Source organism: Bradyrhizobium sp. sGM-13, from assembly GCF_018398875.1.
Lineage (GTDB): Bacteria > Pseudomonadota > Alphaproteobacteria > Rhizobiales > Xanthobacteraceae > Bradyrhizobium.
In genome coordinates this window covers 213,121-233,577 of record NZ_JAGWDK010000003.1, presented here as the reverse complement: position 1 = coordinate 233,577, position 20,457 = coordinate 213,121, and the positions used below count along the sequence as shown (strand labels likewise).

21 protein-coding genes and 1 tRNA gene are annotated in these 20,457 nt (G+C 63.3%); 13 read left to right on the top strand and 9 right to left on the bottom strand.

The annotated features are described in order from the left end of the window. Positions 1-27 precede the first annotated feature (27 nt). Both KJQ96_RS05745 and KJQ96_RS05740 read left to right on the top strand, forming a co-directional pair. A complete protein-coding gene (locus KJQ96_RS05745; RefSeq protein WP_213285715.1) occupies positions 28-453 on the top strand; it encodes a nuclear transport factor 2 family protein in 426 nt (141 codons plus the stop codon). Positions 454-697: 244 nt separating this feature from the next. Continuing rightward, positions 698-1,255 carry an HNH endonuclease gene (locus tag KJQ96_RS05740; protein ID WP_028348168.1) on the top strand — a complete coding sequence of 186 codons (558 nt, stop codon included), beginning with the start codon at positions 698-700 and terminating at the stop codon, positions 1,253-1,255. 149 nt (positions 1,256-1,404) lie between these two features. On the opposite strand, the gene groL is transcribed toward KJQ96_RS05740, so the two are convergent. Both groL and groES read right to left on the bottom strand, forming a co-directional pair. Beyond that, on the bottom strand, positions 1,405-3,051 hold the full coding sequence (gene groL / locus KJQ96_RS05735; RefSeq protein ID WP_213285714.1) for a chaperonin GroEL: 1,647 nt from the start codon (positions 3,049-3,051) through the stop codon (positions 1,405-1,407). Positions 3,052-3,104: 53 nt separating this feature from the next. Beyond that, complete coding sequence (groES, locus tag KJQ96_RS05730) at positions 3,105-3,419, bottom strand: co-chaperone GroES (RefSeq protein WP_213246753.1); 315 nt, start codon at positions 3,417-3,419, stop codon at positions 3,105-3,107. A 298-nt stretch (positions 3,420-3,717) separates the two neighbouring features. On the opposite strand from groES, the gene KJQ96_RS05725 reads away from it, so the two are divergent. The 8 genes from KJQ96_RS05725 to KJQ96_RS05690 all read left to right on the top strand — a co-directional run bounded on the left by KJQ96_RS05725 (position 3,718) and on the right by KJQ96_RS05690 (position 11,689). Beyond that, positions 3,718-4,644, top strand: a complete 927-nt coding sequence (locus tag KJQ96_RS05725) for a division plane positioning ATPase MipZ (RefSeq protein WP_213285713.1) — start codon at positions 3,718-3,720, stop codon at positions 4,642-4,644. A gap of 114 nt (positions 4,645-4,758) precedes the next feature. Beyond that, positions 4,759-5,076: a hypothetical protein gene (locus KJQ96_RS05720; RefSeq protein ID WP_213285712.1), complete on the top strand. Its 318-nt coding sequence runs from the start codon at positions 4,759-4,761 to the stop codon at positions 5,074-5,076. A 239-nt stretch (positions 5,077-5,315) separates the two neighbouring features. Further along, positions 5,316-6,833 carry an AMP-binding protein gene (locus tag KJQ96_RS05715; protein ID WP_213285711.1) on the top strand — a complete coding sequence of 506 codons (1,518 nt, stop codon included), beginning with the start codon at positions 5,316-5,318 and terminating at the stop codon, positions 6,831-6,833. A gap of 160 nt (positions 6,834-6,993) precedes the next feature. Then, positions 6,994-7,965 (top strand): S1C family serine protease, encoded by a 972-nt coding sequence (locus KJQ96_RS05710; protein WP_213285710.1) that lies wholly within the window; start codon positions 6,994-6,996, stop codon positions 7,963-7,965. A gap of 48 nt (positions 7,966-8,013) precedes the next feature. Continuing rightward, a complete protein-coding gene (locus KJQ96_RS05705; RefSeq protein WP_213285709.1) occupies positions 8,014-9,087 on the top strand; it encodes a phospholipase in 1,074 nt (357 codons plus the stop codon). A gap of 118 nt (positions 9,088-9,205) precedes the next feature. Next, positions 9,206-10,561, top strand: coding sequence for a hypothetical protein (locus tag KJQ96_RS05700; RefSeq protein ID WP_249733768.1), 1,356 nt, complete (start codon positions 9,206-9,208; stop codon positions 10,559-10,561). Positions 10,562-10,569: 8 nt separating this feature from the next. After that, positions 10,570-11,424 carry a hypothetical protein gene (locus tag KJQ96_RS05695; RefSeq protein WP_213285708.1) on the top strand — a complete coding sequence of 285 codons (855 nt, stop codon included), beginning with the start codon at positions 10,570-10,572 and terminating at the stop codon, positions 11,422-11,424. A gap of 58 nt (positions 11,425-11,482) precedes the next feature. After that, a complete protein-coding gene (locus tag KJQ96_RS05690; protein ID WP_213285707.1) occupies positions 11,483-11,689 on the top strand; it encodes a hypothetical protein in 207 nt (68 codons plus the stop codon). A gap of 84 nt (positions 11,690-11,773) precedes the next feature. Here the strand turns inward: KJQ96_RS05690 and KJQ96_RS05685 are convergent, their stop codons facing one another. From KJQ96_RS05685 to KJQ96_RS05670, 4 genes are all read right to left on the bottom strand, one after another. After that, on the bottom strand, positions 11,774-12,439 hold the full coding sequence (locus KJQ96_RS05685) for a DsbA family protein (protein ID WP_249733767.1): 666 nt from the start codon (positions 12,437-12,439) through the stop codon (positions 11,774-11,776). A 30-nt stretch (positions 12,440-12,469) separates the two neighbouring features. Then, positions 12,470-13,255: a sulfite exporter TauE/SafE family protein gene (locus tag KJQ96_RS05680; RefSeq protein WP_213285860.1), complete on the bottom strand. Its 786-nt coding sequence runs from the start codon at positions 13,253-13,255 to the stop codon at positions 12,470-12,472. Between the two features lie 99 nt (positions 13,256-13,354). Then, positions 13,355-13,831: a PaaI family thioesterase gene (locus KJQ96_RS05675; protein WP_213285706.1), complete on the bottom strand. Its 477-nt coding sequence runs from the start codon at positions 13,829-13,831 to the stop codon at positions 13,355-13,357. A 3-nt stretch (positions 13,832-13,834) separates the two neighbouring features. Further along, positions 13,835-14,260, bottom strand: coding sequence for a thioesterase family protein (locus KJQ96_RS05670; RefSeq protein ID WP_213285705.1), 426 nt, complete (start codon positions 14,258-14,260; stop codon positions 13,835-13,837). Between the two features lie 98 nt (positions 14,261-14,358). Between KJQ96_RS05670 and KJQ96_RS05665 the strand changes: the two genes are divergently transcribed. Then, positions 14,359-14,955, top strand: a complete 597-nt coding sequence (locus KJQ96_RS05665; RefSeq protein WP_213285704.1) for a TetR/AcrR family transcriptional regulator — start codon at positions 14,359-14,361, stop codon at positions 14,953-14,955. 53 nt (positions 14,956-15,008) lie between these two features. Here KJQ96_RS05665 and KJQ96_RS05660 read toward each other — a convergent pair whose 3' ends face one another. Further along, positions 15,009-15,482, bottom strand: a complete 474-nt coding sequence (locus tag KJQ96_RS05660) for a hypothetical protein (protein ID WP_213285703.1) — start codon at positions 15,480-15,482, stop codon at positions 15,009-15,011. A gap of 250 nt (positions 15,483-15,732) precedes the next feature. On the opposite strand from KJQ96_RS05660, the gene KJQ96_RS05655 reads away from it, so the two are divergent. Continuing rightward, positions 15,733-16,818 (top strand): AbrB family transcriptional regulator, encoded by a 1,086-nt coding sequence (locus KJQ96_RS05655; protein WP_375293140.1) that lies wholly within the window; start codon positions 15,733-15,735, stop codon positions 16,816-16,818. A gap of 311 nt (positions 16,819-17,129) precedes the next feature. Here the strand turns inward: KJQ96_RS05655 and KJQ96_RS05650 are convergent, their stop codons facing one another. After that, entirely contained in the window at positions 17,130-17,684 is a 555-nt protein-coding gene (locus tag KJQ96_RS05650; RefSeq protein ID WP_213285701.1) for a disulfide bond formation protein B, read from the bottom strand. A 153-nt stretch (positions 17,685-17,837) separates the two neighbouring features. On the opposite strand from KJQ96_RS05650, the gene KJQ96_RS05645 reads away from it, so the two are divergent. Next, positions 17,838-17,922, top strand: a tRNA-Leu gene (locus tag KJQ96_RS05645). Between the two features lie 215 nt (positions 17,923-18,137). Here KJQ96_RS05645 and KJQ96_RS05640 read toward each other — a convergent pair. Then, on the bottom strand, positions 18,138-20,180 hold the full coding sequence (locus tag KJQ96_RS05640) for a TonB-dependent siderophore receptor (RefSeq protein ID WP_213285700.1): 2,043 nt from the start codon (positions 20,178-20,180) through the stop codon (positions 18,138-18,140). Positions 20,181-20,457: the final 277 nt, after the last annotated feature.

Below are 20,457 nucleotides of genomic sequence, written 5' to 3'. Positions count from 1 at the left end.
AATCTTCAGCACATGAGAGTCCGAGAAATGGGTGCTCCGTCCCCCGAACTTTGCAATCTCTGGCTGGCACGCGCGTTCAACGCGCAGGACGTTGACGCCGCGGCAGCGATGTACCACCCCGACGCCTCGATCGTTCAGGTCGACGAGGTCCATGGCGGCAGCACCGTCGCGCGTGGCGCCGACGGCATCCGCAAGACGATGGCGGCCTATGTCGGATTGAAGCCGCACATGGATGTCGTGACCCATCACACGACGGTTTCCGGCGACTTCGCGATGACGCGGTCGCAGTGGTTGATCAAGGGCACCGACGAAAACGGCAAGCACACCGAGGTGCATCACCATGGTATGGAGGTTCACCGCAGGATGCCCGACGGCACATGGGTATTCTTCATGGATCACCCGTTCGGTGCCGATCCGAGCTGGGCGGTCGAAGCTCCGCCGCACACCGAGTAGTCGCGCCATACAGCCCACGCCGGAGGTGGATCGCCCGGCCCCGGCCGCCTATCACGATGGATTGACCACGAATGTCCGGCATTGGCGAGGTCAGGAACCGAGGCTTTTTCCACGGTCACGGCAGAGAATCACGCTTTCCCGCTGCTGGATAAGCCCCGGAACGCTCTTCACAATCCCGTCACGCTGCCTGTAGTATGCAGGACACACGCTGCTTCGCAGCTAACATGGGGGTCAGGAGCGTTACTTGAACGCACATGTCTCGCAGGGCGGTTGGCCGGTATTGGTGCTGAACGCGGATTTCCGGCCGCTGAGCTATTACCCGCTGTCTCTCTGGTCGTGGCAGGACGCGATCAAGGCGGTGTTTCTCGATCGCGTCAACATTGTCGAGCACTACGACCGCGCGGTACACAGCCCGAGCTTCGAGATGCAGCTTCCGAGCGTGGTGTCGCTCAAATCCTTCGTCAAGCCGAGCACGCATCCCGCCTTCACCCGATTCAACGTTTTCCTGCGCGACCGCTTCGTCTGCCAGTACTGCAATGCGCATGACGACCTGACCTTCGACCACATCATTCCGCGCAGCAAGGGCGGCCAGACCACATGGGAGAACGTGGTCGCGGCCTGTTCGCCATGTAACTTGCGCAAGGGCAATCTGACCCCGCAGCAGGCGAAAATGTTTCCGCGGCAAACGCCCTTCGCGCCGACGGTGCATCAGTTGCATCGCAACGGGCGATTATTTCCGCCGAACTATCTGCACGATAGCTGGCTGGATTATTTATACTGGGACACCGAGCTCGATCCGTAGCAGCCCGCCGCGTGCTGTTGATGGTCGCCTTATCGGAGGCACGCCGAGCTCGATCCATAGGCGGAGCGGTTCAGAATTCGTGGGGCGAGATACCTATCGCCGACGAAACGGTGATTGGCGCGGTCGAAGACGCGCCAATCACCAGCGAGTTAGATCTGGTAATCCATATCGGCCATGCTCGCACCCGCACCCGGAGCTGTCGGCGGCGACTTCTTCTTCGGAAGTTCAGCAACCATTGCCTCCGTGGTGACGAGTAGGCCAGCCACCGATGCTGCGTCCTCAAGCGCGGTGCGCACCACCTTGGTGGGATCAATAATCCCCTTTGAGATCAGGTTGCCGAACTCGCCGGTCTGGGCATCAAAGCCGAAGGCGTATGTGTCCTTATCCAGGATCTGACCAATCACGAGCGAACCATCCTCGCCCGCGTTGATCGCGATCTGGCGGGTCGGCCACGAAAGCGCTTTCTTGACGATCTCAACGCCGAAGCGCTCGTCCTCGTTCGCTGGTTTCAGTCTGTCGAGCGCCTTGCCGGCGCGGAGCAGCGGAACGCCGCCGCCGGGCAAAATGCCCTCCTCGACTGCCGCGCGGGTCGCATGCAGCGCGTCGTCGACGCGGTCCTTGCGCTCCTTCACCTCCACTTCGGTCGCCCCACCGACACGGATCACCGCGACACCGCCCGCGAGCTTGGCGAGCCGCTCCTGGAGTTTCTCACGATCGTAGTCGGAGGTGGTCTCCTCGATCTCGGCCTTGATCTGGGTAATGCGAGCTTCAATGTCGGCCTTCTTGCCGCCGCCGTTAACGATCGTGGTATTTTCCTTATCGATCCTGACATGCTTGGCGTGGCCGAGCATTTTGATGGTCACGCTCTCCAGCTTGATACCGAGATCCTCGGAAATCATGGTGCCGCCGGTAAGGATGGCGATATCCTGGAGCATCGCCTTGCGGCGATCGCCGAAGCCGGGCGCTTTCACCGCCGCGACCTTCAATCCGCCCCGCAGCCTGTTCACGACGAGGGTGGCGAGCGCCTCCCCCTCCACGTCCTCGGCAATGATGAGCAGCGGCTTGCCTGACTGCACGATGGATTCGAGCAGCGGCAGCATTGGCTGCAGTCCCGACAGCTTCTTTTCGTGGATTAGAATGTATGGATCTTCGAGCTCGACCCGCATCTTTTCGGCGTTGGTGATGAAGTAGGGCGAGATGTAGCCGCGGTCGAATTGCATGCCCTCCACCACTTCAAGCTCGGTCTGCAGCGATTTCGCCTCCTCGACCGTTATTACGCCGTCGTTACCGACCTTCTTCATGGCGTCGGCGAGGAAGCGGCCGATCTCGGCGTCGCCGTTGGCCGAAATGGTTGCAACCTGCGCGATCTCATCGTTCGATGTGATCTTTTTCGAGTTCTTCTCGATATCGCCTATCAGGGCATCGATAGCGCGATCGATACCCCGCTTGAGGTCCATCGGATTCACGCCTGCGGCGACAGCCTTCGCTCCCTCCTTCACGATCGCCTGGGCAAGCACGGTGGCAGTGGTGGTGCCGTCGCCAACCCGATCGGACGTCTTGGACGCGACCTCGCGCACCATCTGGGCGCCCATGTTCTCGAACTTGTCTTCGAGCTCGATCTCCTTGGCGACGGTGACACCATCCTTGGTGATTCGCGGCGCACCGAACGACTTTTCGAGAACGACGTTTCGGCCTTTCGGGCCGAGCGTTACTTTCACCGCATTGGCAAGAATGTCGACGCCACGCAGCATCTTCTCGCGGGCATCGACCGAAAATTTGACTTCCTTGGCAGCCATGGTCTTGCTCCTAAGATACTGTTCATCGGTTACCCATTACATCGGGCGGGCTTTCAAGCGGCCTTGCGACTGGCGCCCGACTCCACCAGCACGCCCATGATGTCGTTCTCCTTCATGATCAAATACTCGGTGTCGTCAATCTTGACCTCGGTGCCCGACCATTTGCCGAACAGCACGCGATCGCCCACCTGAAGGTCGATCGGAACGAGCTTGCCGGCCTCGTCGCGCCCGCCGGGCCCGACCGCCACGACCTCCCCCTGTTGCGGCTTCTCCTTGGCGGTGTCGGGGATGATGATGCCTCCGGCAGTCTTTTCCTCGGCCTCAATGCGCTTGACGACTACCCGATCGTGAAGCGGACGGAATTTCATTGCGCTCCTCCTCGGCTGTTTGTGGGGATGACAGGGAATTGCAGCCATCGACAGGCGGAAGTCTGCGACAGACAGGCGGAAGTCTGCGGCTGCAGCATGCGACCTAGGTGGCTCAGAATTGCGCTTCAAGGGACTTGCAAAAAAATGATCGACGACAGCGGGGGTTGCAAGCGTTCCAGGAACAAACGGCTCCACCCGTCTGTTATGTCGTTGCCTGCCGCACGGGACTGCCGCGCCTTTGCAGAGCGCCCGTCCTGAGCAGGCTGAAAAGCAACCGACGGTTCGTGGAGGCGCTGCCGTGCTTACCGCGCCTGCATGTCAATTGCGCCCGTCGCCGCATGTCGTCGTGGTCGGAAACGAGAAGGGCGGCTCGGGTAAAACCACAATCGCGATGCACGTTGCCGTTGCGCTGCTGAAGGCCGGCCAGCGCGTCGCAACCATCGACCTCGACGGCCGGCAACGGACCCTCACCCACTACGTCGAGAGCCGGCGCGGTTGGGCGCGGCGGTGCCAGGTCGATCTGGAACTTCCGACGCATTTCTGCATCGCACGCGTTGAAGGCCCCACGGTGGGAGAAAACGAGGCCGCCGAATGCTCCGATTTCCAGCGGGCCGTTGCCGCCGCGCAGGATCGCCATGACTTCGTCGTGGTCGATACGCCCCCGCATGACAGCTACCTGATGCGGCTCGCCCATTCGATCACGGACACCCTGGTGACGCCGCTGAACGACAGTTTTCTCGACCTCGACGTGCTGGCGACACTCGATCCGGTTACCTTGACGGTCACCGGGGTCGGCCATTACGGCGAGTTGGTGCGCGAGATACGCCGGCATCGCCGGCCGGTTGACGGCGCCTTCATCGATTGGGTGGTCGTGCGCAACCGCATTTCGGCGCAACGATCATCTATCGCCCCGGTCCTTTGCGGCTGCTTGCAGGAACTGGCCCTCAATGCAGGTTTCCGGGCCGCGACTGGCCTTCAGGAGCGGGCGATTTATCGCGACCTTTTTCCCCGTGGGCTCACCGCGCTGGACGAGCTATGCGAGACAATGGCCGACACCGACGTGGAGGAGGCATCTCGCCTCGCCGCGCGCTGCGAGGTTCAGGGCCTGCTCGAGGGCTTGAAGCTGCCAATCAACGATCGCGGTCGCCGCCGTGCAGCGCTTCGCGCCGAATGGTTTGCTTCTCGCGACAGCCCGCCGGATACCGATATCCTGGCCGGTCCGTAGGCGGAGGGTGCCATTACGGAGCTTGCAGCCAACAACTTCGTGAGCGCCAGGAACGACCCTGTGTGATGTGGGTTCGTTGGAAGCCGTAACAAGCAGCAAAGGAGATTGCGGAACATGACAATGAAATCGCGCATTTGCTCGATGGCCGGCGTGGCAGTCGCCGGCTCGTTGGCCTTCGGCGTCACCAGCGCATCCGCGCAGGCAATCTATGTCGATTCCTACGTCGACCCCTATCCCGTGGCAGTGGCTCCCGGCAGCGTTTACGTCGCACCGGCGCCGGTTGTCGCGGCACCGCCGATTGTGCGGCCGCGCACCGTGGTGGTGAGCCGTCGGGCCTATGTGCCAGCCCCGGCGTTTGGAGCGCCGTTGCCTGTCGACTACGGACCCTACGGCTACACCACGGAAGTCGGCTATACCGTTTCCGACTGGTGAGCCGATCGCCTAGACGGCCCGCGCAGCAAGGTCCCGCCGAGGCGGGGCCTTTTCTTTTCGTCTTTTCGCGCTGCGCGTCGGTCCGTCGAATTCCTTTGGGCCGGACTAGGCGGCACGCGCAATTTTGGAACGCAAGCTGCGCCTTCACTCAACCGTCCAATTCTGTCACGATAGCTTTTTGAGGCGCCAGCCTCGTCACAACCACAAGAGCGGTATCAACGCTCCAACGGAAACGTCCCATGCTCATTCCCATCGCCGACGTGCCACGCTGGTATGCCGGACGGAAACCGAAGGACACGATCGCGGTCAGTCACGGCACGGACGCCATCACCTGGGAGCAGCTTGAGCGCAACGCCAACCGCCGCGCGCGGGCCTTCGCCGCCAAAGGCGTCAAGCCCGGCGATTTCGTCGCGATCGGGCTGCCCAACAGCAATGTGTTTTTCGAAACCACCTTTGCGGTATGGAAATGCGGCGCGACGCCGACATCGCTGACATGGCGATTGCCGCGCGGCGAGGCCACAGCCGTGCTCGATATTCTCAAGCCATCGCTGGTGGTCGGCGGCCAGGCGGACTGGAATGCGCCGAATTCGCTGCCCGCCGATTTCGTCCCCGAAGGTTTTTCGGACGAGCCTGTGAACAATCCGGTGGCGCGCTACTGGAAGTCGATGACCAGTGGCGGCTCGACCGGGCGGCCCAAGGTGATCCTCGATCACCGGCCCGCTGTGGTCGACACCGCCGGACCGGCGGCGCTTGGCATCCCACTCGGCGCTTCCCTGCTCAACCCCGGCCCCCTCTACCACAACGCGCCCTTCATCGTTTCGCACACCGCGCTGTTCCACGGTGGACGCGTCACCGGCCTCGTCAAATTCGACGCCGAGGAATGCTTGCGCTTGATCGAGGCCAGCCGGGTACAGTGGGTCAATTTCGTGCCCACCATGATGCACCGGATCTGGGCGCTGCCCGAGGACGTGCGCAACTGCTACGACTTGTCGAGCCTGCAGATCGTGTTTCACATGGCCGCGCCGATGCCGCCGTGGCTGAAGGAAAAATGGATCGAGTGGCTGGGGCCCGAGCGCATCTACGAGCTCTATGGCGGCACCGAAGCACAGGGCGCCACGATCATATCGGGCGTTGAATGGCTCGAACACCGCGGCTCGGTCGGCAAGATCGGCGATACCTGTCGCTTAAGAATCATCGGCGAGGACGGCAACGATGTAGCGCCGGGCGAGACCGGCGAGATTTATTTCCTGCCCAATGACGGCCCCGGCTGCACCTATCACTATCTTGGCGCCGAGCCGAAGCGCCGCGCGGACGGCTGGGAATCGCTCGGCGATATCGGCCGGCTCGACGCGGAAGGTTATCTCTATCTCGGCGACCGGCTCGCCGACATGATCCTGCGCGGCGGCGCCAACATCTATCCGGCCGAAGTCGAGGCTGCGGTATCGGCGCATCCCGATGTGCGCTCCTGCGTCGTCGTGGGCCTGCCCGATCCCGAATTTGGGCAGCGCGTGCACGCTATTCTCGAACTCGACCGGGGCACAGACGCGAAGGCTATCGCCGACGGCATGGCTGCGTTCCTGGCCGACCGGCTCAGCCGCTACAAGCACCCGGAAAGTTTCGAGGCCGTCCACGTCGGCCTGCGCGACGATTCCGGCAAGGTCCGCCGCACGTTGCTGCGCGACGAACGCGCCGGCTGGTTGAAGGAGAACCGCGATTTCCGGATCATGCCGGCCCGCGCGCGGGCAAATGTGGAATGATCCTTAACTGGCCCTGGAACAATTGTGAATCTGCCCCCTTATGAGTCGCATGCCGGCCCAATTTGGGGGACACTTTCAAGACGGCCGTTTGCAGCATAGATTGTGATGAATTTCCCGCGCTTTCGTCCGAAACGCGCGCCGGTTCGCCAGGAGACCATCCATGCCTTCTTTGACCGAATGGAGAGTGCCGCCCGCAAACCAGCCGCGCCCGGGCGATTACGCCTTCGACCTCGACAAAGCCTTGTCGTCGGTGGTCGGGCTGCATTCGATCATTCCACCCGATGCGTTCAGCGCCGAGACGCTCGGCACCGAACGCGCCGGCAATGGCGTCGTGATCGATGACGGGCTGGTGCTGACGATCGGCTACCTCATCACCGAGGCGGAGGCCGTCTGGCTGCACCGCGGCGACGGCCGCGTGGTGGAAGGCCACGCGCTCGGCTTCGATTTCGAGTCCGGCTTCGGCCTGGTGCAAGCGCTCGGCGACCTCGACCTCGATCCGCTGCCTTTCGGTTCTTCCGCCAGTGCTGCGATCGGCGACCGCGTCGTGGTCGGCGGCGCCGGCGGGCGCACGCGCTCGGTCGCCAGCGAGATCGCCGCCAAGCAGGAATTTGCGGGCTATTGGGAATATCTGCTGGATGAGGCGATCTTCACTCATCCCGCGCATCCCAATTGGGGCGGCACCGGGCTGATCTCGAGCCGCGGCGAACTGATCGGCATTGGCTCGCTGCAGCTTGAACGCGAGCGCGAGGGCAAGGCCGAACACGTCAACATGATCGTGCCGATCGATCTGTTGAAGCCGGTACTCGACGACATCAGGAAATTCGGCCGCGTCAACAAGCCGGCGCGACCGTGGCTCGGCATGTTCACCACCGAAATCGACAACCGCGTCGTGGTGGTGGGCATCGCTGGCAAGGGACCCGCGGCGCTCGCCGAACTGAAGACCGGCGACGTCATTCTCGCTGTCAATGGCGACAAGATCACTAGCCAGACCGGCTTCTATCGCAAGCTCTGGTCACTCGGCAGCGCCGGCGTCGACGTACCGCTCACGGTATACCACGAGGGCCTCACCTTCGACGTGGTGCTGGCTTCGACCGACCGCGCCAAGCTATTGAAGGCGCCAAGACTTCACTAGATCAAGACTTCACTAGATTGAGGCTGCATTGAAATAGGGGATGGCGTGATGGGTGAGGCCGTGGTGGACGACATCGTGGCCGTGCTGCCGCCGCTATTGCAATCGCTCGAAGCCCTCGGCTTTGTGGCGCGCTACCTGAACCCGCCCGATTTCGACCGCGTGATGGAGGCCGCAGGCCAGCCTGACGAGGCCTTGCGCGCGGTCCGCTCGAAGCTCGCGGAATGGCCGGCGAAGTTCGCAGATATCAAGACCTCCCTCGAAACGGCGAGCGATGCGGCACTCGCCGCGTTCGCTGCTCTGCGCGTCGTGCAAAATGGCAATGGCGATCTCGTCAGCGTGTTTCGCGCACTTCGCTACGCTCCGCGTGCGCAGGAGGCGCTATATGCGCTGGCTGCAAAATTGCCGCCGGTGAGCGAGTTCTTCGTTGACCCGTCGCTGCGCGACGACGACGATCTCGCGGCGCGGCTGGCGGCGCCAGCCAATCCAAACACCGGCGTCTTTCACGACCATAACGAGCCGGGCAGCCGTGGCGGCTTCTCCGCCTACGTACCGGAATATTACACGCCCGACCGCGCGCTTCCGCTGGTGATGGCGCTGCATGGCGGCAGCGGCAATGGCCGCGGTTTTCTGTGGAGCTGGCTGCGCGACGCCCGCAGCCGCGGCGCGATCCTGGTCGCCCCGACCGCGACCGGCTCGACCTGGGCACTGATGGGCGACGATACCGATACGCCGAATTTGATGCGCATCATGGACGCCGTACGCTCACGCTGGAACGTCGATCCCAGGCGGATGCTGCTGACCGGGATGAGCGATGGCGGCACGTTCTGCTATGTCACGGGATTCGAGAGCGCCTCGCCCTTCACTCACCTCGCGCCGGTCTCGGCAACGTTTCATCCGCTGATGGCAGAAATGGCCGATGCCGACAGGCTACGTGGCCTGCCCGTTCACATCGTGCATGGCCGTCTCGACTGGATGTTTCCTGTACAGGTGGCGCGGCAGACAGCCCAAGCGCTGTCGGCCGCGGGTGCCAACGTCATCTATCGCGAGCTCGACGATCTCAGCCACACCTATCCGCGCGAGATGAATGCAGAAATATTGCAATGGCTGAACGGCCAGGCCTGACCACCGACGATGCTGCCGACACAATCTGGTCTGAATTTATCCCTATGAGCAGAACAACTTAGCCAACAACGTGGGGGCGTTGATCAGCCGGTTCATTGGAACCGCGAGAGGATACGTCATGCCCTCGAACACCGGCCTCGGCGCTCCCGCGGCCACCTCGCCTGCCTCCAATTCGCCTTCCTCCAATTCGCTGCTGTTGTCGAAAGGCGTCACGCGCCTCGAAGTCACGCTGAAGCTGACGACTGCGATTCTCGCGCTGGCCGCCGGCGTCTACACTTATCTCGGCGTCCGTGAACTGCTCAACGGCAACCCGACAACGGTGTTCTTCGCCGCCGTGATCTATTCGGTTGCCGTATCGGTCGGCATTTATGCCTTCTGGATTTTCCTGATGCAGTTCATGCCCCACGTGGTGGACCGCACCGGCCGCGGCCTGATGTTCGGCTGCATGCTGCTGGGCTCGCTGATGATCGTGGCGATGTCATCCTGGCTCAACGCTTCGGCGCTGGCAGGCGCGGCCGCAATCCAGCAGCATCTCGCCATCACGGTGCAGAATTACACCCGTGACCTCGATACCGCCAACAGCAACGCGATCGCCGCGCAAGGGCTGTTGCCCGACATTCAGTTGGCGTCATCGCGGTTTGCGAAACTGGCCGACGCCGAACGCGCGGGATCGCTGACCGGCACCTCCGGATCCGGCACCGTCGTGCAGCTTCTGACGCAGATGTCCGGACAGCTCGATAGCCTCGGGCAGGAAGTCCAGGCGTCGGCCAAGCGCGTTTCGACCCTGTTCGAGCAGGGCGGCAAGCATCTGGCGAAGATGCGCGAATTGATTTCCGACCGGGGACCGATCTCGACGCGCAGCGACGCCTTTGCGACCGAATCGCTGGCGCTCTCCGGCGTGATCGCCAACCTCCAGCAGACCTCGGTGGCACCCGCCGTCAAGCGCGCGGCGGCGTCGCTGTCGTCAGGCTTCATCGCGCCCGCCGCGGGCGGCCGCACGGCCGATCTCGCCGACCGGCAGACTGCCGTGGTCGGCAAGGTCGAGAGCTCGATCGCGACACAGGCGGCTTCGCTCGCCGAGGCAGCCGACAAGATCCTGGCTTTGCCGCGGGTCGAGCCGGCCCGATTCCAAACCATGTCGCCCGCCGAAGCCGTGCTTCGTTACGCCGGCGATTTCATTCCGAGTTGGGCTGGCGCGATCTCGATCGATCTGATGCCGGCGGTGCTGGTCTTGATCCTGTGTGTCGTGCATGCCGCGATCCGGCGCGAGGGGCTTCCCGCGTTCAGCGCCTCAGACATGACCGCGGGCGAACTGGTTGCGGCCCTGCAGATGGCCCGCGAAGTCGAGGAAGCGCGCCGGGTCGCGCCACCTGAGGCCGGGAGCAAGGCGCCCGCTGAGGAGCCTGTGAGCGATCAGGCGACGGAGACGGACGAAAACGTTACCTCGCTATCGTCGGCGCGGCATACCAAGTAGGTTTCGCCATGCAGCGATCCGCAACGCTTCAACAGCGCGTTCAAGCCTTTCTTGCGGCCAATCCGGACGAAGCGATCTTGCGCTGGCTGTTTCGCAGCATCGTCACGATCACGATCGCTGTACTGGCGGCCGATCTCGCCGGCATGAATGGATGGATCGGCGCTGCCGGTCCTACCGTCGAGCTTAGGCAGGACACGCCTTCGCCGAACCTTCCCAATGCGGTGCCATCCATTCTGGCGCCGCTGGCACCCGGCGACGACAAGCGCCTGACGCCGCGGCCGCAAGCAGATGGCGTGATGGCCAAGCCGATGACCTTCGAGCTGGTGGGTGGCGGCAAGCTGATGGCGACCGGCACCATTACGCCAGGGATTTCGGATGAGTTTGCAGCCGAGGTCGCAAAGCGCGGCGATTACATCAAGACGGTGGTGCTCAACTCGCCGGGTGGCTCGGTCGGCGATGCGTTGGCGATGGGACGGCTCATTCGAGAGCGTAATTTCGGGACCGAGATCGAGGCCGGCAAATACTGCGCCTCATCCTGCCCGCTGGTGTTCGCCGGCGGCGTCGAGCGCCGGGTCGGCGACAAAGCCATCGTCGGCGTGCATCAGGTGGCGGCGCTGGGCACCACAGCCGGCCTGCCGCGCGACGAGATGAACGTCGCGCAAAATATCTCGGCGCGGTGCCAACGCTATCTCGGGGACATGGGCGTGAACCTCCAGGTCTGGGTACATGCGATGGAGACGCCGCACGACAAGCTTTTCGTGTTCAAGCCCGATGAATTGAAGTCGCTCAACCTGGCGACAGCCACAGGGGCGGCACCTTCCGCCTCGGCTCCCCGCCCGGCGCCGCCGAAGGCGCGATCCTAGATCGGGGAACCATCCCTCGTCCTCCGCGTTAGTGAGCGGTCACGGAGGTAGGTATCGCATGCGGACGTTTGTCGGAATGATTTTGGGCGCGCTGCTGCTGGTTTTCGGCGTCTATGTCTACGATTCCATGCGGACGTCGAGCGTTGCCAGCGGCCAGATCGCGCAGGCTAATCGCACCGTCGTCAACTGGGATGTCGTGGCAGAGGACTGGAAGGCGCTGAAAACGCGCGCCCACGACGATTGGGTCAAGCTCTCGTCGCGATAATTGCTTGATAATTTCCGGGCGAGATCAATCGCAACAACATTCAAACGCCGTCGTACCGAATGACGGCGTTTTGATGCGCGCGAGCTAATTGCTCTTCTTCGCCTTGCGCGCGTCGGCAATCACCATCTCGAATTCCGCCATGGTCAGGATTCCCGGCACGCGGAACTTGCCGACGATGAAGGACGGCGTCCCCTTGAATCCGAAGGCCACCGCCTGATCGTGGTTGCGGGCGAGAATGGTGTCGATTGCCTTCGCATTCGAAGTGAGGTCGCGGTTGAGACGGTCCATATCGATGCCGGCGCCTGCCACCAGTTCGCGGATGCGCGGTTCGGTCAATTTCGAACTGACGCCGATCATCGCCTCGTGCGCTGGCAGGTATTTGTCCTGATACTTGGCGGCGAGCGCCACTCGCGCGGCGTATCTCGAGACGTCGCCCAGGATCGGCCAGTCCTTCAGCACCAGGCGGACCTTGCCGTCGTCCTGCACCACCTGTTGGATCTCAGGCGCGATCTTGCGACAATACGGGCAGTTGTAGTCGAACCATTCGACGATGTTGATGTCGCCGTCGAGATTGCCGGTCGCCGGAGCGTCGGGGTCGCGGAGCACCAGGGCTTCGGTCAGGACGTCATCGCCTTGCGCGAACGCCGGACGCGTTATGCCCGCGCCGAACAGGGCCACGCCCGCGCCGAGCAAGCCAAGCGCTTCGCGCCGCGTGGGCATGGTTCCGGCCGGACTACTCAATCGCTTCATCTGGGTCTCGCCAAGGGCTGCATTTCCTGTCTACGGCTGAGATAGGGATATGTTACGCGCCAGCATATAGAGCGCCACGGCAATAATGACCACGGCGAACACGATGTTGAGCGCGCCGTGGCGCTCGGCGAGATGCCGCGCCGAACGCGTGCCGGCCAGTCCGCCGGCGAGGCCGCCCGCCACGAACAGTCCCGCCAATGCCCACGACACCAGCCCGGACCAGGCATAGCTGGCGGCCGTGGTCAGGCCGAACGCGGTAACCGCGACCAGCGAGGAGGAGACCGCGTTCATGATCGGCATGCCGGTCGCCAGCATCAGGGCCGGCACGATCAGGAATCCGCCGCCGATGCCGAAGAATCCCGACACCGTTCCGGTGGCGAGGCCGAGGCCGACGATAGCCGGCATGTTCGCCATCGAGACCTTGACGTCAGGCAGGCCGATCCGCGAGCGCGTCTTCAGCATCAACATCGCGATGACGATCATCACCAGCGCGAACAGCGCCAATAGCCGCTGACCGTCCATCATCTTGCCGAGGATCGAGCCGCCGAAGGCGCCGGCCATGCCGGCCGCGGCGAAGATCAGCGCGCAGGACCAGATCACGGTGCCGCCGCGCGCATGGTTGGACAGGTTGAGCGCGGCGTTGGCGGCCACCGCGATCGCACTGGTGCCGATCGCCATATGGGGCTCCGCCACGCCGACCACATAGACCATCAGCGGCACCGCCAAGATCGAGCCGCCGCCGCCGACCAGGCCAAGCGAGAACCCGACCAGCATCCCAGACGCCAGTCCCAGCACGCCTTGCGCGGTGGAGATGATCAAGTTGAAAGACTCAGTTGCACGGCGCGACCATAGAAGGATTTTCTGCAGATCGCCATGGCCGCAGCACAAAGCTGCACTGCAATACACATCAGCCGATCAGGCTGCGACGTGCCCCCTGTCTGGCGACGCACCCTCCCGGCTGGTCAGCGCCATCAGCGTGCCGGTCATGGTCGCGATCAGCGTCTCCTTGCCGTCATGCGCCGCATAGGCGCGGGCCTCGCACACCGTCAGCGTGCGGCCGGGCTTGACGACGAGGGCGCGGAACGCGAACCGCTCGCCGCGCGCCGGCGCCAGCAAGTTGGTCTTGAATTCCACGGTGAGGATTCCCGCGCCCGGCGGCATCAGCGTGAAGGCCGCGACGCCGCAGGCATTGTCGAGCGCGGCCGTGATGATCCCGGCGTGGATGAAGCCGTGCTGCTGGGTGAGATCGGCCGAATAGTCCATCGCCAGATCGACCTCGCCCGGCTCCAGCCGCGCGATCGAAATGCCGAGCGTCTTCATCGCGCGCTGCTGCTCGAACATGGCGGTCGCGACCGCGCGATAATCCGGGTTCTTCGGCTCGAAGCGCGGCATGGGTCACGCCATCGCCGGTTCGAGGTGCCGCATCGCGGCGTCGCGGATGGCTCGGGCGAATGGCGTTGATTTCCGCGCCTGTCGATCCATGTGCACGCCGGTGATCTCGCAAGTCGCTGCGATCTCTCCGGTCTCGGCGTTGCGCATCTCGTGGACGAAGCGGATCGACTTGTCGCGAACCTCGAGCACCCGGCTCCTGACCTCGACGATATCGCCGGCGAGCAGTTCGCGCTTGTAGGTGATGTTTTGCTGCACGGCGGCCATGCCGCGGCCGGAGGTGCGCAAGTACGAAGGCGTCAGCCCGAGCCGGGCGAACAGATTCCAGTTCGCCTCGTCGAACTTGCCGACATACCACATGATGTTCATGTGCCCGACATGATCGCATTGCCACGGATAGACCGTGCCGCGATAGGTCGCGTCCGTCTCCATCGTTTGCTCCCGCTCTTTTGTCTCTTGATACGGTAGCGTATCAAAGTCTCTCCGGGTTAGCAATACGGTACCGTATCGACACTCGGTGGGACCGGACCATGAGCGATGCCAAAGGAGAGGCGCGAACCGGAGAGGCGCGCGCCGGCGAGCTTCGTCACGAGAGCTGGATCGAGGCCGGCTTTGAGGAAATCGCCCGGACCGGCGTCGAGGGCGTACGGGTCGAGGTGCTCGCCAAGAACCTCGGCGTCACCAAGGGCGGCTTTTACCGCCGCTTCCGCGACCGCGCGGCCCTGCTGGACGCCATGCTGCAGCACTGGAGCGCGGGCCGCATCGCCGCGATCGAGAAACAGGCCAGCCTCGACGGTGCGACCGCGCGCGAGCGGCTGAAGGCGCTGATCGCGCTCTATTCCGAGCGCATGAACACCGAGGGCATGGCGGTCGAACTGGCGATTCGGCAATGGGCCCGCTCCGACGAGCTTGCGGCCAATGCGGTGGCGAGCGTGGACGCCGCGCGGCTGAAGAATGTCGGGCATCTCTATCGCGCGACCGGACTGGCGGCCGAGGAGGCCGACGCGCAGGCGTTCCTGTTCTACTGCTTCGTGTTCGGGCAGAGCCTGCTGTTTCTCGAACACGGCCAGCGCAAGCGCGCTCAACTGGTGGCGAAGTCGGCCGAGACGTTGCTTCGCGGATTGTAAACGGAATTGTAGGCGCGGCCGAAACCTCCGGCCGCGCCCGCGTCGATTGCTGGCTAGGCCGAGCCCTTCAGCTTCTTGTTGCATTCGCTGTAATAGCCGCCGCCCTTCTGGACCCACTTCATCCCGCCGTTGGCGTTGCTGGCCTTGTTGGCGTTGTATTGATCGAGGCAGGTGTGGAAGCGCTGCTTCGTCGCCGTTTCCTTCGAATATTTTGCGTCGACCGCGCTAGGAAAAGTGGCGGGGCCGGATGGCGCCGCAGCGGGTGCGGCTTCCTTCTTGGCAGCCGTCTTCTCTTCCTTCGGCGCGGCGGCCGGAGTCGCAGCGGCGGCAGCGGGCGCGGCGTCGGCGCCGCACTGGGCTTTCCGGAAGTCGTTCCACTTCTGGCCGCCCAGCGTGCCGGCGGCCTTCGCGGCCTGGTATTTGGCGCTGCATTCCTGCGCCGTCAGGGCATTCGCCTGCGAGGTCATCGCAAACGCAGCTAATGCCGACAGCGCACACGCGCCCAGTATTTTTGCTTGAATAGTCATCCCTGGTCTCCTTAGGGCAGTAGTCATCTGCGGCGACCATCCTAGCGCAACCACAGCTTGCGACAACGCGTCGGACGAACCCTGCGGTAAAAATTTTCTGAGGCGAATAGGCGCGAACCGCCGTCGCATTCAGCCCGCGTTCAGCCAAGGCCACGGGGCGTTTGTGCAGGCATTGTGCAGACGCTACCCATGCATTGCTGCAATCGCGTGACGCATTTGTCCGGTGCAAGCGGATTTGCCATAAGGCGGCGTGAGCCTGATCCCCGCCTCGATATCCTCCGCCATGTCCGACCGCGCCAAGATTCTCGGCACGCTCGAGACGCTCGTCATCGGCGCCGCCGGTGGCTTGCTGTTTCTGTGGCTTAACCTGCCGGGCGGGTTGATCTCCGGCGCGATGGCCGCGGTGGCCATCGCCGCGCTGGCAGGGCGGCCGGTCACCATGCCGGCGATCCTGACGCAGAGCGTTTTGGTGCTGCTCGGCATCACGCTGGGCTCGCTGGTATCGCGGCAACTGATCCAGCACATGAGCGCCTATCCCCTGACCATCGGCCTGTTGGCGCTGGCGACGTTCTGCTCGACCTTCGGCTCGAGCTTCTATCTGCAGCGCGTGCACGGCTGGGACCAGACCTCGGCGCTGCTGGCGGGAAGTCCCGGTGCGCTGTCGCAGATCACCATGCTCGCCGCCGAGAAGGGCGCCGATGTTGCGGCAATCGCCGTGGTGCAGACCATGCGCGTGATCATCCTGACCGCCGCCCTGCCGCTACTGCTGGCCTTCACCGGCATTGCCTCGAGCACGCCGACGGAAGTGGCGAGCCTCATTGCTTCGCCGCTTGAGCTCGCCGTGCTGGCGGCCGCGGCCATTGCCGTCGCACTGCTGTTGCGGTTCGCCAAATTTCCGGCGAGCTGGATGTTCGGCGCGATGATCGCCTCCGCTGTGCTGCACGGCACCGACGTGGTCGAGGGCGGCCTGCCGCCCTGGATGCGCGGCGTGGCGCTGGTCGGCATCGGCGCCGTGATCGGCACGCGCTTTGCGCGCATCAGCACGTCGACGCTGCTCAGCCACATCAATGCCGGGCTCGGCTCGTTTGCGGTCGCGATTCTCATCTCCGCCACTTTCGTCACGGTGATCATGCTGGCTACCGATGTGCGCTTCGCCGACGTCGTCGTGGCGTTTGCACCGGGCGCGATGGACGCCATGCTGGCGCTGGCGCTGACGCTGCATATCGATCCGATCTTCGTCGGCGCCCATCATCTGTCGCGCTTCGTGTTCGTCTCGATCACGACGCCCGGCATCGTGCACCTGTTCGGCCGCCCGCAGGAGGACGTGGACGATTAGACGAGGTCGATTTTTTTGCGGCCTATCCACTCGTCGTCGCGGCGAACCCAGGGCCCCATAGCCACCGCTCGCGGAAATGGCACTACGCGAGACGGCTTCTTCTCACAACAAACAGTCGTGGTTATGGGTCCCTGCGAACGCAGGGCCGACGGGATAGAGGCGACGACCTCTCAACATGTCGCCCCTGCGAAAGCAGGGGCCCATACACCGCGGCCCGCGCAAAGGGCACAAGGGGCGACGGCTGCGCTTCGACAATCTAGGCTGGTGGTTGGGTCCTGCTTTTCGCGGGAACGACGCCTACTGCGACCGAGCTATGCCCGTTTGGCCGACACGATGCCCCACATGGCGATCGCCGCCATCGCCAGCGAGATCAGCACGTTGTAGCCGGCAAGGGAGAGGCCGAGGAAGCGCCACTGCACCTCGTCGCACCGAATCACTTTCACAGTGTCGAGACGCTGCAGCAGCGTGCCGGCGCTGCCGAGATCGGCCAGCGGGCCGGAGCAATCGGTCGGGCCCTGCCAGAATTGCCATTCGACGCCGGCGTGATAGCCGCCGAGCCAGGCGTTGGCGAGCGCCGCGAGCAGAAGCACTGCAAACCCGGCCAGCGCCACCTGCCGCGGCGCCCCGCGCGAGGCGGCAAAGGCGACCAGGAGGCCGAGCGGGACGGCCAGATAATAGGCGTAGCGCTGTTCGAGGCAGAGCGGACAGGGGCGGATATCCAGCACAAGCTGGAAGAACCAGGCGCCTGCCAGGGTCGCCGCGGCGACGACCGCGATCGCCAGTGCTGCAACGACGACCGGATCGGCGGAATGGCGCGCGTGCGACGAATGGAGGGCATCTGACGTCACGGATGTGCTCCGGAGCATGGGTTCATGCTCAAAATAGATATCAGCCTCCTATCCCGCCACCGCCCAGGTGTCGAGACACACCACAATCACTTCCACGCGGGTTGACCCGGAAGCGCTGCCCGCTATATTCCGCCGGCTTCGCCGCACCGGCCTCCCGGCCCGCGACCGAAGGCCCCTGTGGCGGAACTGGTAGACGCGCTCGACTCAAAATCGAGTTCCGCAAGGAGTGCTGGTTCGATTCCGGCCAGGGGCACCAATCGGGATCCGCCCTCATCCGCCAACGTTCATTCGACTCGAATGGCGCATACCTGCCAAAAAGATGAAGATGAGACGACCGCACAGGTGCCGCTGGCGCCTCAAGCGCTAGCCATCATTCGCGAACTCCAGGAAATCGCTGGCGGGTCAAGATGGCTCTGCGCCGCTGGCGGGAGCTACCGTGCCATCCAGCCTCATAGGATTGCCCGGCACTAGTCAGAATTTAGCGCGTGCTGAAATCTCGAATGTCCGAGGCTCTGCGATATAAGCTTGCGTCGGGGCAGACCACGTAGCGTAGAGCGCATCGGTGAGATTGCGTATTCGTGCTGTGAACTCGACATTCCGGCTGTACTTGTAGACTGCGCTGACATCGACTGTCGTGTAGGCTGGTAGCTTCTGCGTGTTGGCGTTGTCGATGAACACGGAATCTACATGCCGCAACCATGCACCAAATTCCCACGATACAAACGGAGAGTAGCGCACACCGATGTTGACAACGTATTTCGGAACAAATTGCGGGATGTTTCCTGCGCGAGAGAGGGGCGGATTTCCCTCGGTAAAATCATCGAGCCGCGCGTGCACGAGGGCCGCGTTGGCGTCGAACTTCCACTGCTCGTTGAGCCGATATCCGAGCGTCCCCTCGACACCTTTCGACGACTGCTGGCCGACTGGAATGCGTTCGGTCGGATTGGCCGGATCCGGCACGAAGAGGTTCTTCTTGACGATGTGGTAAGCTGCAAAAGTGAACTCGCCGCGTCCGAAGATATCTTGCTTCAGTCCGACCTCGGTCTGGCGAGCATCGGTCAGGCCGAGCTGCGTCTGTTGCGGCCCGAGGAAGTATAACGAGTCGCCACCTTCCGAGGCGGTCGTGTAGGAAGCATAGACCGTCGTGAGCGGCGTGATGTCGTAGAGGAGTGCGGCCCGGTAGGAGGGTTCGCGGTAGGTCTGCTGCCGCCGGATTCCACCCTGGTCGATGTAGTGCCAATTGCCCTCGAAGTAGTCAAATCGTCCGCCCACCAGCACCTTCAATTGCTGCGTCAGCGATAGCTGATCCTCTGCAAAGATCGCCCAACTATCGAGGGAGACATCCCGAGCGGGCGTGCGAAGGATTGATGTGCCTGCAGAGAACGGAACTGCTGGCGGGTTGAAGGCATCGACCACCTGCGATCCTGGAAAGCCGTTCCGTGCGCTTTTCCAACTGACCGTTGACGTCTCGGCGCCGACGACGAACCGGTTTGCAAAGCCCGCGATGTCGCCGATATGGCGGGCCTGGATGCGATCGCCTAAAACGTCGTGATCATGGTCGAGGTCACCGAACCATCGACGAGTCACCGTCGGTGGATTGCTTCCGGCATTGTAGGCAAAATTTTCGACATTGTGCCAATGGCGATACGCACTGTATCGATAGGCAATGTTTCGGATCTCCCACTCTTTAGTCGGAGTCCAGACCAGGTTCGCGCGGAGCCAGTCGCTGTCGGAGCCCATGCGGGCATCGGTCAGGTTGTTGTAGTTGACGTTGCGCAGGAATCCCGCGAGCTGCCCGTTCACGAAGGGCGTGCCCCAATAGGCGTTCTTGATATCGTCGATCTGTTTTTCGGCCGACAATGTCAGCGCAAGATCCTGCCCGAGCGGGATTAAGATCGAGCCATTGTATTGCTCGAGTTGGCTTCTTGTGAGCTTTACGCTGCTGCCAAAATTATTGACGGAGGCATCGAACCTGATCGCCGCAGCATTGTCGAGAATAGGGCCGCCTACGCCAGCATGCACGCGGTGGGAATTGAAGCTCGAGAAGGCGTATTCGGCATCGGCTTTCGGAACCCAGGTCGGATAGCGTGAAACGAGATTGATAGTGGCCCCGACTGAACCATCGCCGTAAAGCACTGACGCGGGTCCACGCAGGAATTCAATTCGCTCGAGATTGCCGAGGTCGGTGTAGCGCGCCGCCGTCGAGTTGTGAGGGAGGCCGATACCATCGTAGAGTACATTCACGCTGTTGTTGATGAAGCCGCGCACCGACACGGTGCTGGTGACGTTCGGTATCGCACTTGCTGTAAATCCAGTGGACTGCTCAATGGCTTCCCGAAGCACCCGGCTGCCGCGTTCGCGCAGCGCTTCCTGGGTCAGGATCTCGACGCTGGCGGGCGTTTCCTTCACGCTCAGTCCCAGGCGGGAGGATGTCGCCGCGACGGCATCGAGCGGAACCGTCCGGGTGTCGCTCTCGGATGGCGGCCGTGGTACCTGATCGGTGACAACCGGCATGACCGGCGCCGGCCGGGTCGCCGTCTGCCGTGCCGCTGTCCGGATCGTCGCCCGCCGTGTCGCTGCCCGTCTCTTGGCGTTCGGCGGCCGCGTGTCTGGCACGACGTGGATCGCTGGCAGCGACATCACCCCCGCAGGTGCCGCTTCTGACGTTGGCGTCGCGGTGCTCCGATTTTGCTGGTTTGCGCCATCCGCCTGACCGCGGGCGTCGGTCCCAGCAAGAGCGATGCAAAGACCGATAGTGATGCTCGAGCTCGACAACGACATCGAACGTCCA

What these genes read in the sequence shown, in the direction of transcription:
- KJQ96_RS05745 (WP_213285715.1), top strand. Translation starts at nt 28, where the DNA reads ATGGGTGCTCCGTCCCCCGAACTTTGCAATCTCTGGCTGGCACGCGCG.
- groL (WP_213285714.1), bottom strand. Translation starts at nt 3,051, where the DNA reads ATGGCTGCCAAGGAAGTCAAATTTTCGGTCGATGCCCGCGAGAAGATG.
- groES (WP_213246753.1), bottom strand. Translation starts at nt 3,419, where the DNA reads ATGAAATTCCGTCCGCTTCACGATCGGGTAGTCGTCAAGCGCATTGAG.
- KJQ96_RS05720 (WP_213285712.1), top strand. Translation starts at nt 4,759, where the DNA reads ATGACAATGAAATCGCGCATTTGCTCGATGGCCGGCGTGGCAGTCGCC.
- KJQ96_RS05715 (WP_213285711.1), top strand. Translation starts at nt 5,316, where the DNA reads ATGCTCATTCCCATCGCCGACGTGCCACGCTGGTATGCCGGACGGAAA.
- KJQ96_RS05710 (WP_213285710.1), top strand. Translation starts at nt 6,994, where the DNA reads ATGCCTTCTTTGACCGAATGGAGAGTGCCGCCCGCAAACCAGCCGCGC.
- KJQ96_RS05705 (WP_213285709.1), top strand. Translation starts at nt 8,014, where the DNA reads ATGGGTGAGGCCGTGGTGGACGACATCGTGGCCGTGCTGCCGCCGCTA.
- KJQ96_RS05700 (WP_249733768.1), top strand. Translation starts at nt 9,206, where the DNA reads ATGCCCTCGAACACCGGCCTCGGCGCTCCCGCGGCCACCTCGCCTGCC.
- KJQ96_RS05695 (WP_213285708.1), top strand. Translation starts at nt 10,570, where the DNA reads ATGCAGCGATCCGCAACGCTTCAACAGCGCGTTCAAGCCTTTCTTGCG.
- KJQ96_RS05690 (WP_213285707.1), top strand. Translation starts at nt 11,483, where the DNA reads ATGCGGACGTTTGTCGGAATGATTTTGGGCGCGCTGCTGCTGGTTTTC.
- KJQ96_RS05685 (WP_249733767.1), bottom strand. Translation starts at nt 12,439, where the DNA reads ATGAAGCGATTGAGTAGTCCGGCCGGAACCATGCCCACGCGGCGCGAA.
- KJQ96_RS05675 (WP_213285706.1), bottom strand. Translation starts at nt 13,831, where the DNA reads ATGCCGCGCTTCGAGCCGAAGAACCCGGATTATCGCGCGGTCGCGACC.
- KJQ96_RS05670 (WP_213285705.1), bottom strand. Translation starts at nt 14,260, where the DNA reads ATGGAGACGGACGCGACCTATCGCGGCACGGTCTATCCGTGGCAATGC.
- KJQ96_RS05665 (WP_213285704.1), top strand. Translation starts at nt 14,359, where the DNA reads ATGAGCGATGCCAAAGGAGAGGCGCGAACCGGAGAGGCGCGCGCCGGC.
- KJQ96_RS05660 (WP_213285703.1), bottom strand. Translation starts at nt 15,482, where the DNA reads ATGACTATTCAAGCAAAAATACTGGGCGCGTGTGCGCTGTCGGCATTA.
- KJQ96_RS05650 (WP_213285701.1), bottom strand. Translation starts at nt 17,684, where the DNA reads ATGCTCCGGAGCACATCCGTGACGTCAGATGCCCTCCATTCGTCGCAC.
- KJQ96_RS05640 (WP_213285700.1), bottom strand. Translation starts at nt 20,180, where the DNA reads ATGCCGGTTGTCACCGATCAGGTACCACGGCCGCCATCCGAGAGCGAC.